At 32.9% G+C, this 13,897-nt stretch carries 13 protein-coding genes and 1 pseudogene; 5 read left to right on the forward strand and 9 right to left on the reverse strand.

The annotated features are described in order from the left end of the window. Positions 1 to 50: 50 nt before the first annotated feature. Positions 51 to 356 (reverse strand): arsenical resistance operon transcriptional regulator ArsR, encoded by a 306-nt coding sequence (arsR, locus tag AB1279_RS19365; protein ID WP_413789209.1) that lies wholly within the window; start codon positions 354 to 356, stop codon positions 51 to 53. Between the two features lie 369 nt (positions 357 to 725). Here arsR and AB1279_RS19370 point away from each other — a divergent pair, with 369 nt between their 5' ends. The 3 genes from AB1279_RS19370 (at position 726) to AB1279_RS19380 (ending at position 5,845) form a co-directional block, all read left to right on the forward strand. Then, entirely contained in the window at positions 726 to 1,415 is a 690-nt protein-coding gene (locus AB1279_RS19370) for a Crp/Fnr family transcriptional regulator (RefSeq protein ID WP_429760470.1), read from the forward strand. 315 nt (positions 1,416 to 1,730) lie between these two features. Further along, positions 1,731 to 3,965, forward strand: a complete 2,235-nt coding sequence (locus AB1279_RS19375; protein WP_429760472.1) for an ABC transporter ATP-binding protein — start codon at positions 1,731 to 1,733, stop codon at positions 3,963 to 3,965. Further along, on the forward strand, positions 3,962 to 5,845 hold the full coding sequence (locus AB1279_RS19380; protein WP_429760474.1) for an ABC transporter ATP-binding protein: 1,884 nt from the start codon (positions 3,962 to 3,964) through the stop codon (positions 5,843 to 5,845). Before AB1279_RS19375 ends, AB1279_RS19380 begins: the two co-directional genes overlap by 4 nt. 202 nt (positions 5,846 to 6,047) lie before the next feature. Here AB1279_RS19380 and AB1279_RS19385 read toward each other — a convergent pair whose 3' ends face one another. The 5 genes from AB1279_RS19385 to AB1279_RS19405 all read right to left on the reverse strand — a co-directional run bounded on the left by AB1279_RS19385 (position 6,048) and on the right by AB1279_RS19405 (position 9,805). Further along, positions 6,048 to 6,782 carry a DUF975 family protein gene (locus AB1279_RS19385; protein WP_429761488.1) on the reverse strand — a complete coding sequence of 245 codons (735 nt, stop codon included), beginning with the start codon at positions 6,780 to 6,782 and terminating at the stop codon, positions 6,048 to 6,050. 257 nt (positions 6,783 to 7,039) lie between these two features. Further along, positions 7,040 to 7,426, reverse strand: coding sequence for a DUF3994 domain-containing protein (locus AB1279_RS19390; protein ID WP_429761490.1), 387 nt, complete (start codon positions 7,424 to 7,426; stop codon positions 7,040 to 7,042). Between the two features lie 113 nt (positions 7,427 to 7,539). Beyond that, positions 7,540 to 8,463 carry a DUF7018 domain-containing (lipo)protein gene (locus tag AB1279_RS19395; protein WP_429761491.1) on the reverse strand — a complete coding sequence of 308 codons (924 nt, stop codon included), beginning with the start codon at positions 8,461 to 8,463 and terminating at the stop codon, positions 7,540 to 7,542. A 442-nt stretch (positions 8,464 to 8,905) separates the two neighbouring features. Then, on the reverse strand, positions 8,906 to 9,319 hold the full coding sequence (locus tag AB1279_RS19400; RefSeq protein WP_429760476.1) for a hypothetical protein: 414 nt from the start codon (positions 9,317 to 9,319) through the stop codon (positions 8,906 to 8,908). A gap of 78 nt (positions 9,320 to 9,397) precedes the next feature. Beyond that, entirely contained in the window at positions 9,398 to 9,805 is a 408-nt protein-coding gene (locus tag AB1279_RS19405) for a PH domain-containing protein (RefSeq protein WP_429760478.1), read from the reverse strand. Between the two features lie 714 nt (positions 9,806 to 10,519). Here AB1279_RS19405 and AB1279_RS19410 point away from each other — a divergent pair. Together AB1279_RS19410 and AB1279_RS19415 are read left to right on the forward strand one after the other, a co-directional pair. Then, positions 10,520 to 10,855 (forward strand): DUF4064 domain-containing protein, encoded by a 336-nt coding sequence (locus AB1279_RS19410; protein ID WP_429760480.1) that lies wholly within the window; start codon positions 10,520 to 10,522, stop codon positions 10,853 to 10,855. Positions 10,856 to 11,198: 343 nt separating this feature from the next. Continuing rightward, the gene (locus AB1279_RS19415) at positions 11,199 to 12,284 is read left to right on the forward strand and encodes a DUF5105 domain-containing protein (protein WP_429760482.1); all 1,086 of its coding nucleotides are present in this window, start codon (positions 11,199 to 11,201) and stop codon (positions 12,282 to 12,284) included. 245 nt (positions 12,285 to 12,529) lie between these two features. Here AB1279_RS19415 and AB1279_RS19420 read toward each other — a convergent pair. From AB1279_RS19420 to AB1279_RS19430, 3 genes and pseudogenes are all read right to left on the reverse strand, one after another. Further along, positions 12,530 to 13,029: pseudogene (locus AB1279_RS19420) on the reverse strand (hypothetical protein). A gap of 40 nt (positions 13,030 to 13,069) precedes the next feature. Beyond that, on the reverse strand, positions 13,070 to 13,531 hold the full coding sequence (locus tag AB1279_RS19425; protein WP_429760484.1) for a toxin-antitoxin system YwqK family antitoxin: 462 nt from the start codon (positions 13,529 to 13,531) through the stop codon (positions 13,070 to 13,072). After that, positions 13,515 to 13,724 carry a hypothetical protein gene (locus tag AB1279_RS19430; RefSeq protein ID WP_429760486.1) on the reverse strand — a complete coding sequence of 70 codons (210 nt, stop codon included), beginning with the start codon at positions 13,722 to 13,724 and terminating at the stop codon, positions 13,515 to 13,517. The genes AB1279_RS19425 and AB1279_RS19430 overlap by 17 nt, the downstream gene beginning before the upstream one ends. Positions 13,725 to 13,897 lie beyond the last annotated feature (173 nt).

Consider the following 13,897-nt stretch of genomic DNA (forward strand, 5'->3'; position numbering starts at 1 on the left):
TGATTTTACATAAAATTAATCAAAAAAATTTGATGTATCGTCTAAAAAATTTAGCAACAAGTTCCTTTTCCTGTTTTTCTAAAAATGCAACAAAGTTCTTCTGATAATAGATTATTTACTTCTGTATCATTTAAATCATAGTAACTCCAAGTGCCTTCTGTTTCTTTGATTATCAAATTTGCGTCTAGCAAGATTTTAAGATGGTAAGATAGCTTAGATTGTGTCATGCCAAATGCTTCTGTTAAATCACATACACAAGTTCTGCCTCTTTGACAAAGTTCATACATAATCTCTAATCTTTTTTGATCTGCAAGAGCTTTAAATTTTTTCTCATATTGTTCAAATCGTTTGTTCATATCATCCAACCTCATTCATCAAATTTTTTTGATATTTTTTATCTTATATGAGATTTCTTGTTTCATGCAAGAAATAAATCAATTTTTTTAATTAAATTAGATCTTGATAACCTTTGGCAGTAGGGCTTTCTTCATCCCCCTACTGAGAGTTAACTATTTTTTACATCGGAATATCCAGATATTAATCCCCGCGAATAACAGAGCAAATTAACGCTATACTACCTTATGATATTTACCGCACTTTTTCGTTTTGTAAAAAGTGTTCACATTTTCTATCACAAATATGACTTCTATCACAGCTTCATTGAACGGCTTGGTGTAATTTTATAATAAAAAGAATATGCCTGAATTTATGAAGGAGTTGTACAGATGAAAGAAGACATGATCAAACAGCATTTACGGGAAGTCTCCCTCTTTAAAGAACTTTCAGAAGAAGAGCTTCAGCCTATTGTCGATATTTCACAAATGCGAACTTATAAAGCAAAATCATTTGTATTTATGCAGGGTGACATACTTGACCGCGTGTTTTTTATCCACTCAGGTAAGGTGAAAATTCAAAAAACGGATGTAACCGGTAAAGAACAAATTGTTTCTGTGCTTCAAGCTGGAGAAATGTTCCCCCATGCTGGTTTCTTTCGAAAAGGTACCTTCCCAGCACATGCCGAAATACTTGAGTCTGCGCAATTAATTGTTACTCCAATCGCTGATTTTGAGAAAATTTTGATTCAGTATCCTGAATTATGTATAAAGTTGTTTAAGGTTCTTGGAGAAAAAATTGTGGATCTTCAAGACAGATTAGAAGAGCAAATTCTTCATAATACGTATGAACAAATTATTAAGTTATTACTTCGTTTATGTAAATCAAATGGTATACAAGTAAATGGGAAATATACATTAACGACTCAATTTACCAATCGAGAACTCGCCAATATGATTGGAACATCGAGGGAAACGATTAGTCGTACAATTACTCAGTTAAAAAGAAAAAAATTAATTGATATGGATGAAAACGGCTGTTTCATTATGATTCCAGATAAATTAGAAGAAGAAATTATTTGATCGAACGCACCCTCAACATTCATTGAACTGCCCTACCCTCATCTCAACTTTCACTAAATGTTGAGGTGAGGGTTTTACTGTTCACGCATAGCTGGGCAAATATATGATTTAAGTTTGTGAACCATCCAAAAGATGTGATCAACATCCTCCTCTAGTTTTTAATTTGTATTTATACCCTAAAAGTTGCATTACATCTTAATATAGTCATAGAATTAATCTGTAGTCGAAGCACATAAAAAGCGGGTAAAATGAATTACTATGAAGAATAAAGTAAACACTAAAAAATTCGAAAAGGAAAATGGAGAGATGAATTAAATGTTAAAGATAATCAAACATTTAAAACCATTTGTTGCCTCAATCATTGCAGTCATATGTCTTTTAACCGTGCAAGCGATATGTGACCTATCACTGCCAGACTACATGTCTAACATCGTGAATGTAGGGATTCAACAAAAAGGTGTCGAAAACGCAGTACCTCAGGTCATTCGTAAAAGTGAGATGGATAAGCTCACACTCTTTATGAATGAAAGTGAGAAGAAAAAAGTAGATGATAACTATGTGCTTTTAGATAAGAAGGATCTTTCTAAAAGTGAGTTACAAAATTACTTGAAAGATTATCCACAGCTTGATAAAGAACCACTTTATAAGCTACATACAAATAATAAGGATACAATCAGTGAACTTAACGATCTATTTGGTAAACCAATTTTAATTACAGAGGGAATTGAAAAAGGTAATACATCCGCTGCGCCAAATGGCAACAAAGCACCGATGAATCTTCCTCCAAATACAGATCCTTTTGCCGTCATTTCTAAACTGCCTCAAAGCCAAATTGATGCAATGAAAGAAAAGGCAGATGAAAAGTTTAAGAAGATGCCAGGCAGCATGGTAACACAGTCAGCTGTTGCATTCATTGAGAATGAGTATAAAACGATCGGTATAAATACGAATAAGCTTCAAACAAATTACATTCTTACTTCTGGCGGGAAAATGCTGCTTTTATCCTTAGTGAGTATGGCCGCTACCGTTATCGTGAGTTTACTTGCTGCAAAAGTAGCTGCAGGACTCGGCAGAGATCTTAGAAAGAAAGTATTTCGGAAGGTTACAAGCTTCTCGAATGCAGAGTTTGATAAGTTTTCCACTGCATCTTTAATTACAAGAAGTACAAATGATATTCAACAAGTGCAAACACTTATGGTTATGATGCTTCGAATCGTATTCTATGCACCGATTTTAGGCATAGGCGGCGTAATCAAAGTACTTACTACAGACCTTTCCATGGGATGGATTATCGCCGTTGCGGTTGTCGCGATTTTAAGCTTAGTCATTGGCTTATTTAGTGTCGCAATTCCTAAGTTTAAGAGTATCCAAAAGTTAGTAGATAAAATTAACTTAATCACTCGTGAATCTTTAACAGGTATGCTCGTTATTCGTGCTTTTAATAATCAAAAATATGAAGAAAAGAAATTCGAAAAAGGAAATCAAGATTTAACAAAAACAAATTTATTTGTAAGCCGTTTAATGTCATTTATGATGCCAATGATGATGTTTATCATGAATGCTGTTACTGTACTTATTATTTGGGTTGGAGCACACCAAGTGGATATGGGGCATATGCAAGTTGGGGATATGATGGCATTTATGCAGTATACAATGCAAATCATCATGGCCTTCTTAATGATTTCTATGGTATCTATTATGATTCCACGTGCTTCTGTATCCGCACAACGTATCGCAGAAGTGTTAAATACTGACGTTTCTATTCGTGACGCCCGAGAACCAAAAACATTCGCTTCAGACAAAAAAGGTTACGTTGAATTCAAAGATGTTAGCTTTAGATATCCAGGCGCTGAAGAAGATGTGCTTTCCAATATCACCTTTACCGCAAAACCTGGAGAAACGACAGCTTTCATTGGAAGTACAGGCAGCGGTAAATCAACACTAATAAACTTAATTCCACGTTTTTACGACGTAACAAGCGGCCAAATATTAATAGATGGCACTGATATTAGAGAAGTATCACAGAAGGAATTGAGAGAAAAAATTGGTTATGTACCGCAAAAAGGAGTTCTATTCTCAGGTACGATCGAAAGTAATCTGAAATACGGTAAGAAAGAAGCAACTGAAGAAGAACTCGTAAAAGCAGCAGAAATTGCTCAAGCTATGGAGTTTATTAACGCAAAACCTGAAAGCTTCCGTACAGATATATCACAAGGCGGTACGAACGTTTCAGGCGGTCAAAAACAAAGACTTTCGATTGCGCGTGCTCTTACGAAGAAATCCGAAATATTCATATTTGATGATAGTTTCTCAGCTCTTGACTTTAAGACAGACGCAGCATTGCGCAGAGCCCTGAACAATGAAATTTCAGGAAGTACTATTCTGCTTGTTGCACAAAGAATTAGTACAATCATGAATGCAGATAAAATCATTGTACTAGATGAAGGAAAAATTGTAGGAATCGGTACTCATGAAGAGCTTATGGAAAACTGTGAAGTTTATAAGCAAATTGCTTTATCACAACTTTCAAGGGAGGAACTTTCGTCATGAGTGATAGAAAAATAGAAAATCGAAGAGGCCCTGTTGGTCCCGGTCCTGGCCCTGGTGGCGGCGGTCATATGGGCGGCGCCATGAGAAAGATTGAGAAGCCAAAAAACTTTAAGGAAACGATGAATAAATTGCTTCAATACTTAAAGCCATATAAGTTCTCTATCCTGATTGTCATTATTTTCGCAATAGGCAGTGCTGCCTTTGCAATCGCAGGTCCAAAAATTTTAGGTAAAGCAACAACAAAACTGTTCGAAGGACTCGTAAGCAAAGTAACAGGAGCTCCTGGTGCTGCAATTGACTTTACCTATATCGGAAACATTGTCCTAATCCTCCTTGGATTATATATAGCGAGCACTGCGTTTGGCGTTATCCAAGGCTATATCATTTCTGGAGTCGCACAAAAAGTATCTTATAATTTCAGAAAAGAAATTGATGAAAAGATTAACCGTATGCCGCTTAAATACTTTGATAAAACAACACATGGAGAAGTATTATCTAGAATTACGAATGACGTAGATACTGTGAGCCAGACTTTAAACCAAAGTATGTCGCAAATCATCACATCGGTTATTACAATCATTGGTGTACTCATCATGATGTTATCAATAAGCTGGCAAATGACATTAGTAGCGCTTTTAATATTGCCAGTATCCATGATGCTCATCATGGGAGTCGTAAAGAGATCGCAAAAATACTTTAAATCCCAGCAAGAATACTTAGGACACGTGAACGGTCAAGTAGAAGAAATCTATAGTGGTCACAATATCGTAAAAGCCTTTAACACTGAAGAAGAAGAAGTAAAAAAATTCGAAGAGGTTAACGATACCCTTTACCACTCTGCATGGAAGTCTCAATTTTTATCTGGAATGATGATGCCGATTATGATGTTTATCGGTAATATCGGTTACGTAGGTGTATCCATTTTAGGTGGATGGCTTGCGGCAAAGAGAACCATCGCAGTTGGAGATATTTTAGCCTTTGTTCAATATGTGAGAAACTTTACGCAGCCACTCGCTCAAGTAGCGCAAATTGCGAACGTACTTCAATCCACAGCTGCAGCTGCAGAAAGAGTTTTCGAATTTTTAGATGAAGAAGAGGAAATTCCAGAAGCAGAACATCCAGTGAAGCTGCAAGAAGTAAACGGAGAAGTTACCTTCAAGGATGTTCAATTTGGATACAATCCAGATAAGATCATCATCAATAACTTCTCAGCTCATATTCAGCCTGGACAAAAGGTAGCGATCGTAGGACCAACCGGAGCAGGTAAAACAACGATCGTAAAACTGTTAATGCGTTTCTATGATTTAAACAGCGGTGCTATATGCATAGATGATCATGATATAAAAGACTTCACGCGAGAAGACCTGCGCAACATGTTCGGTATGGTACTGCAAGACACTTGGCTATTTAACGGCTCCATCATGGAAAACATCCGTTACGGCAGACTCGATGCGACGGACGAAGAAGTAATTGAAGCAGCGAAAGCAGCTCATGTTCACAGCTTCGTAAAAGCTTTACCAAATAGATATAATATGGAATTAAACGAAGAAGCAAGCAACGTATCCCAAGGACAAAAGCAGCTATTAACAATTGCTCGTGCCCTTCTAGCCGATCCGAAAATATTAATACTCGACGAAGCAACAAGCTCGATTGACACTCGTACAGAAGTACTAATTCAAAAAGCGATGGAAAACCTCATGGAAGGCAGAACAAGCTTCATTATCGCTCACAGATTATCAACAATACGTGATGCAGACTTAATCCTTGTCATGAAAGATGGGGATATTGTAGAACAAGGTAATCATGAAGAGTTATTGAAGGCGAATGGTTTCTATGCTTCGCTTTATAATAGTCAGTTTGAAGGTGCGGATGCTTCGTGAGATTAAATAGAAGAAGCTTTCCTCTTGTAACAAATCGATAAGAAAAAAGAATCGTCCCTTTCTTGTGGTGACTTAATCATCTCAAAAAAGGACGGTTCTTTTTTATATACCAAATAAGAAACTGTGCAAAATTTTTACTTTTTGGACAATCTCTTTTGCATAAATCGGTTACTATTTGAAATTTCTTCGTAAATATTCTCTTCTAGATAACCGTTTTCTCTTCCATAACTGTATCTCTATTCACTAAATTTAAGTAGAAATGCGATACCGTTGTAAAGTAATATGGACAAATCCAAAGAAACGGGATACCAAATGTAAAAAATGCAATAGCAATCCCTAAAATAAACCAGCCGATAAAACTTAAAGATAATATAAATAAATCTAATTTATGCCCTTTCATCATTTCTTGGCTCTTTTTAAGCGCTTCGCTCGCTGTATACTCTGGATGATCTAACATAATATAGTAAGCCATAGAATAAGAGAAACATTTTATAATACCTGGAACAATTAACAATAAACTCCATAAAAATACGTATACACCCATTAAGACAGCTAGCTTCATAGATTTAAATACATTCTTTTTTCGAAATCCTTCAAATAAATCATCAATTGTAGTAGATTCTTTTTTCGCTAAACGCAATGTAACATTACAATACCCATAATTCATAATGCTTTGTACAGCTATTAAAGCAAAACACACAATAACGAAAATAAATCCAAAAATTAAAGCAAGTACCGTACTTAACGTTTCTTCTTCTACAATCAAGGCATTAGACTTTATTATTTCAGCCAATACAACTCCTAGCATAAAAATTGAAAATCCTACAATAAACACACTAACAGCGGACATGACACGATACAAAAGCGATGCCCCTGCTCCCAATCCCCATCTACCTTTTAATGAAGATAAGGCTGCTTTTTTAAAGTCACTGATCATTTTAATCCTACCTTCCATTTATTTGTTACCACTTATATGAATAACAATATTACATAGGGAATAATAACATTTTTTAACAAAATTAACATTATGTATATTTATTTTTATTAATATCCAAATGAAAAACGAAGCTGTTCCTAAAGTTTTGCTTTTCATGCCGAATAAATACCTCCACATGAATAAAGGACTAGATTTTCAAGACCTAATCCTCTACTTTGTTCCTTTTCATGTCTTATCGTATACCCCTTTTACTACGTCTATTTTTGTTTTACGAGACTAATATGTTCTTTTGTATTAGCGTCATCGAACTCAAACCTACCATTTTCAAATCGTTTTACAATTACTTTTAATTCTTTTTGGTCAGGTTCTCGCTTTTCACCAACTTCGACATATTCTTCAACAGTCATAGTAAGTTGTTTAAGGTCTGAAACATAACTCCATTTACCTTTATAGTGACTCTCATCATACGTATCTACCCCTGTTACATCTGTTGCTACATATGAACCATCACTCTTAAAGTCTAATCCTATATAGAATTGTTTACCGTAATATTTACCCCATTTACCTATTAACTCTTTCCCGTCTTTAGATAGATTTACACTGTTACCATCAGTTTTATCTTTTGATTCAGACTTTGATTCTATTTATCTTTTGTTTTATCTGCTGTTGAATCTACCCACAACCTACTAATAATAGGAATGGTATGGCTAAACCTACTAGTTTCTTTGCTTTCATTGTTTTCTACTACCCATTATATTTACTTTTTCTTTTCTGCTTTAATTTCTGTACCTTTTTCGTCTATAATATGGAAGTGATTTCCATCAAAGGACTTAACTTTGTATTTTACTAATACCTTCATGTCTTTCGGGTCAATCTTTTTTCCGTTTCTTACAAACTCTGTTGGACTAAGACTTAGTTCTTTTGTATCCGCATCATAGTACCATTCACCTAACATATGGTTGTCTTCATAAGAACCCTTACCTGTATCATCAAATGCAGTGTATGTATGGTCACCTCGGAATTCTAATGACTTACGGAAGTCAGAACCAACATAACTACCCCATTCTCCTTGCCACTCTTTACCTTCTTCGGAGATTTTAATGTCAGTACCGTCAGACTTAGAAGTTGAGGGACTATCGAATTTTACTCCAGTTTTATCGCTAAGTGAGTTTGCTTGATTTAATTGAGCGTCTTGAAGCGGTTTGAAACCTTCTACCCAGTATTCATTACCTTCTTTAATCAATTTCATTGACTCACTTGCTTTAGACGTATCTTTAGAACCACTCTTTACGATATCAGCTTGTATTTTGTATGCTTTACTGTAACAGTCTACTGCTTTTAAAATAGTTTTATGTGATTCTTCAAACTCTTTAGGTGGCTCAATTTTATGGAACTTAGCAATGATTTTTTGTAGATTACTCTCTTCTTTTAAAATCTCTTTCGCTAGAGTCTTTTCATCCTTGTTTTTATCCATAGCCATTTCTGTTATTTCAGAAATTTTCTGCATTAATTCAGATGCTAAAGCAGTCATACGTATTGGGTACTTCTCTTTTGTCAATTTCTCTTTATTTTCTTCTTTTGCTTCAATTTTATCCTTTGGTTTGTTTGCTGATGAATTTGTTGCGCATCCCCCTAATAGCATTAATGGAATTGCAAAACATAGTAACTTATTCACTCCCATGGATATACCTACCTTTTTTGTTTTTATTTTCCTTTTCTCCTTATTTATCCTACCACTCACCTTCTTCACCGTCAAAGTCTTCTATTGAAAAAAGAAGCAACCTGACAAAATAAAGAGCAATTCTATGAAACAATGAGTTAAGGATAGTATGTGTCCAAAATTAGATAGGTCTCCGCTTTCATAAAAAATAGTTAACAAATATAGAATTCATACTTGTTAACTATTAATAATATTAGTTAGTATCTTTATCACTAAAACTATTCTTATTATTGTCTATTGTATTTTACGGTTTAAAATTAATTATATAAAAATGTATCATTCAATATGTTTGTTATAGTTATAACTCCTTTTGAATTAGAAGCCTTATATTTATAAGTGTTAAGTACCCACCCTAGATGTTAGGCCAGATATAATAGCTAATACTGATACTTCACTATAAGTCTTACTCCAAACTAGATTCAAACCAACTTAAAACAAAGAACAATAAGAGACCAATATAAACGATGCTTATCAGCACAAAATTCGCTATGTTTATAAATTTAAGTACTTTATTTAATATTTTAAGTTCTTTAAATCGTTTTACTGCCCATAATCCTATATAGTATAGAAAAAGAAGTTGGTTTAACATTACACTAACGCCTAAAAACCCTACAGTTTCTTGAGTTAAATGTAAAGATGTGTTTGAAGATATAATTCCCCCTGCACCAATCATTGTCACAATCGTAGATATCCAAATTAACGCTGACTCGTTTATATATTTCTTTTGAATCAGATATTTTAATGCTATTGATATAGTAAATGTTTGAAGAACAAAGAATACAATTCTAACTGCATAATCTAATGCTGTTGGTAACAATTTAATACCCCTCTCTTACCTATTCGTTTAATTAGATCAACGATAACTGAAACCTCAGGTGTCGCCGTCAATTATTTTTTATTGACCATACAATTCTTCTAACTCAACTAAGCTCTTTTTATGGTTTGATAAACCAATTGTGAAACTGTTGGGTTTCATTTCGAGTACCCCTTTGTCCTCTTTTAACTTTATAGTGACATTGGATTTAATGATGCCTCTCTTTACACTTACTTTCTCTACTTTATCTAAGTCTAAGTAAATAATATTTTCAGTAGTATCACCAGTTACAGGAGTTAACTCTATTAGGAAGATTCTCTTATTTGTGAACCCTACAAGGTAATGTTTATTTAAGCCAATTGCCCCCAAACCATAAGCTAAGTATTGAGAATGAGATGCCATTTTCATAACGTAGAAGTAATGAACATAAGTCTCACCTTCTACCATTAGTTTATCGAATGTTTTGTCTGCACTTGTATTAGTTAACATCTTCTATTCCCCTTTGTTTTAGACCAAAATAATGGTTATTTCCCCCTTAAATGTTTAAAATACCTACAATTACGCACTATACTTACCATATATGTTATAATTTTACATGTCAATTTAAATATGAAAAAAGCACTTGCTTGTCTATGGTAGATAAGCAAGTACTTCAAGTTTATAAGTACATATACGTTTTTTTGTAAGTACAATCATTTTATAGTGACCCTATGACACTTTTTATACGTCTTAAAAAGTAGTATGTTTACGCCTACAAACTTGTACGAGTTCGTTAGTTTAAGTGCCCGCGCTATGTCATATCGGCATCTCGCCTTAGTTTTGTACTTCTGATCCTATTATGGTCTTATTCTAACAGCCTATAATAATACAACTGTCATGGGCTGTTACTTTCAAATCCCATCATTTTTCTGTTTAGTTTACAAATAATATCCTATTCTTTCATTATTTAAACTAAACCTCAAATCCAATTACTATCCATTAATTATTGGAGATTGGGTGATTTTTCAAATCATCTTTATTTTGACATAATAGGAAATACGGACTTTTAAGATATATATTTATTAAAAGGAACTATTGATCATTATCACTAACGGATATTTAAATAGACTAATTTATAATACTCCGCTATTTTAAAACGATAGTTAATATATGTAAAAAAGTTAAATTAACTTAACTAATATTTTTGAAGGGTGGTATTGTAATTTGAAACGCAGTGTAGAATTTATAATCGGCTTAATCGGAGGAATCTTAGGACTCTTAATTTCTTTATTTGTTGTAATTGGTAGTGCTTCCTACGCTAGTTCCGGAGGTAATGGATATCTTATTATTACTTCTGGTATTGCCTTAATTATTCAAATAGGACTATTAGTATTAACTTGTTGTGTAAATAAAACAAATAATATAGTTTATGGTATTTGTATGATTGTATTAAGTGTAATATCATTAGTTTTATCATTATTTTTATTATCTATTCCAGTTGTTTTACAAATCATTTCAGGTGCATTAGCATTTCGAACTTTACGACAGGAATCTAATTAAAACAAATCCTTTCAAATAACTGGATAATCTTTTTTTTAAATCACTATTAAAATGGCTCTAAAAACAATATGTTTTTAGAGCCATTTGTGTGTAATTTTGATCAACTTTTTTCAAAATGGATTCTTTTTTTAATTGTAAAACACTGGATTGTAGGGTGTTTTTGATTAAACTTTATTCTAAAACAACATATAGAACAGAAGGTGTTGGAAGGGAAGTATTTTTTGCGCTGCCAGTGCCAGCTATTATATAGAAGTTTTCCAGTATGTAAAAAGAAATAAATGGAAATATGGTATAATATTACTCGTTTGGATAATAAATAGAAAAAGGGATAGGAGAGAGTACATTGAATTTCAAGAAATTAGTCAGTGTGAGTTTACTAGCTACACTCACTATAGGTGGGTTAAGCGCTTGTAATTCATCAAAAGGTTCAGCCGAAGTAAAGCAGGGAAGTGAATCAAAAGATAAGAATGTTACAAAAAGCAAAAAGAGTAAAAGCTATGAATTAGCAATAGGAGGTGCGGAATACACTTTATCTAATAGTGACAAAAAACCAATGAACGGTCAGGTACTTAAAGTAAACATCAGCATAAAAAACCTAGGGAAGAAAACTTTACAAGTCTCAAAGGATGATTTTTCATTATATGTAAAAGACGAAAAAATGAAGCCATATTCGAAATATGAAGAAGGAGAATATCCTTTCAATATAGAAAATATTGAGCCTAATAAAAAAGTATCGGGTGCAATATATTTTGATGTTAAAGAAGCATCATCTTATGAATTAGTCTATAAAAAACGTCTTGATATAGGAGATGAAAATGCAAAAGAGGAAAAAACAACGTTTATAATTGATAGTAAGGGATTTGCAGATAAAAGAAAAGAATTGAATCGACCAGCAGAAGCACTGACAGCTTACTTAAATGCAGGTTTTTATGATAAAGATTTAGATAAAATGACTGAATTAACAGGGGAAGATGGTAAGCAATTCAATAAAACGCTTGAGAAATCCGTTACCTCAGCCATGACGCCTGCTGTTGTTACATCTGGTATTACAGAAGAATCCATGAATAATTATTTTAAAAATTTCAAAACAGCACTACAAAAAAATGTAAAATTTGAAACGAATGTAGTATCCATTGATAAAGAAGGGAAAACCGCAGAAGTAGAGATAAAATCAAAACCGCTTGATTTATCAAGTATAAAAGTAAAAGTTCAAGACGAACAAAAAAGAATCCAAAGTGAAAATCCTGGCATAGCTTATCCTGAATTAGCGAAACAATCATTTGATTACATGTCTTCGCTATTGCCTGAGGCGGGAGTATCTTCTACTGAAAAGTCAGAGACAATTGAAATGCATAGTAATGGTGACAATAAATGGCGTATAAACGAAGATGGTATAAAGAGCCTTTCAAGAGTGTTATATAAATCATAATTTGATATAAGGCTTTCTTTAATGATAGATAAGACTTTTCAGGTTATAAGAATTATTACTTTAAAGTTGTAATAGTACTTATTTCTTTGGAGAGTCTTTTTTATAGATTTACAATAAAGTTGAACTGTTTATAAAAGTTCATACCTATAGTAGTTATAATGTAGTGTCTAATGAAGAGAAATTTCATTTAATATAGTTACTACATTTTCATTATTCATTCTATCACCATCTTTTTCCCTTTTAAATTATAGTAAAAATAGATTATTATTATACTCATCTATCCAGTATTTCTCCGATTTAGGTATTAACTCAGTAAAATCTTCATATTTACCATTCCAACCTTTTGGTACATATTCTTCATATGATGCTGGCTCTGGAAACATTGAATATAGTATTTTATCATCAAAGTTAATTAGTAAAACCGGACTAAAATCTAATAAATCTTCTCCTTCAATTTTGCTTTTAATATTTTCAAGTAATAAATAACTTAATTCCTCTTTAGTTGTTATATATTATTAATCCTTGGTAAAAAGACTTCTACATTTTCATTATCTAATACTTTTATTCCATTTCTTTCTTCAGCTTCGTCATTATCTTCAATGCTTATGCCTAAACTTTCATATGCATCATCTAATTTATTATAATCTAAAAACCATAATTCTTTATCTGTTACATACCATTTAAATTCATTATTATAGATGACTGCTACTATAATATTTTCTGCATAAAGTGGTTCTAATACCATAATATCCTCCTTATACTATCACTTTGTAATCCTGCCATCTTCATTGAGTATCACTTTTAGAAAAAGATTCAATCAATTTTAAATCTGTTTCTGTAGGAGAAAGTTTTTGTTTTATGATACGACCTTTTTCATCCCATTCCATATAATGAAGAGCTATACCAAATTTATATTCTCCTTCAAATTTTAATTCTCCGCTTTCGTACCAGATTCTTTCGGTACCATTATTTTGTCCATGAATTAAATTTTTCACTGATTTTAAATTTCCATTTTTATAAAACTCTATTAGCTCGCCCTCTATAAAGCCTTTTACATAATTTGTATAGTACATCAAATTACCATTATCATATAATTCATAAGCTAAACCGGTAAAAGGTTTCCCATTCTCATCTTCAGGATTATCTAGAACTTCATCACTGTAAGATGTAAACCATAAATCTTCGTCAAAGTCAGTCCCATGTTCTATAACATATTCTTTACTTAATATATCAATTTGATTTTCCAATCTTTTTCACCTCTGAACTAAATTCAAATCCTTCAGCAATAAAATTACAATGTGGACAAGTTGGCATCATCATACCTGCCGGTTTTAATTTTTTACCAGACCGTACTACATGACTGATAAAATTTGAAGCACTTGCTTGTGGATTTGCAAGTAACGCATGATTTAATGAGTAAACTTCTGAGTGAGATCCCATCCCACCTCATACGTAAATGTATATCCTTCTTTTATACTTTTCGGCATATTGATAATCCGTTATTCTAGTATATTCCACATCCTTATAGTTTTTATATTCTTTACCCGTACCCTTTGTTGTAATCTTAAAATAAAAAGCACTTGTTGCCCATAAGAGATAATCAAGTGCTTTAA

Source organism: Bacillus sp. S14(2024), from assembly GCF_050473785.1.
In the GTDB taxonomy this organism is placed as follows: domain Bacteria; phylum Bacillota; class Bacilli; order Bacillales; family Bacillaceae_G; genus Bacillus_A; species Bacillus_A yunxiaonensis.

Bases quoted from the DNA above. Each gene is read 5' to 3' on its own strand.
- arsR (WP_413789209.1), bottom strand. From the start codon at position 356: ATGAACAAACGATTTGAACAATATGAGAAAAAATTTAAAGCTCTTGCA.
- AB1279_RS19370 (WP_429760470.1), top strand. From the start codon at position 726: ATGAAAGAAGACATGATCAAACAGCATTTACGGGAAGTCTCCCTCTTT.
- AB1279_RS19375 (WP_429760472.1), top strand. From the start codon at position 1,731: ATGTTAAAGATAATCAAACATTTAAAACCATTTGTTGCCTCAATCATT.
- AB1279_RS19380 (WP_429760474.1), top strand. From the start codon at position 3,962: ATGAGTGATAGAAAAATAGAAAATCGAAGAGGCCCTGTTGGTCCCGGT.
- AB1279_RS19385 (WP_429761488.1), bottom strand. From the start codon at position 6,782: ATGATCAGTGACTTTAAAAAAGCAGCCTTATCTTCATTAAAAGGTAGA.
- AB1279_RS19395 (WP_429761491.1), bottom strand. From the start codon at position 8,463: ATGGGAGTGAATAAGTTACTATGTTTTGCAATTCCATTAATGCTATTA.
- AB1279_RS19405 (WP_429760478.1), bottom strand. From the start codon at position 9,805: ATGTTAACTAATACAAGTGCAGACAAAACATTCGATAAACTAATGGTA.
- AB1279_RS19430 (WP_429760486.1), bottom strand. From the start codon at position 13,724: ATGGGATCTCACTCAGAAGTTTACTCATTAAATCATGCGTTACTTGCA.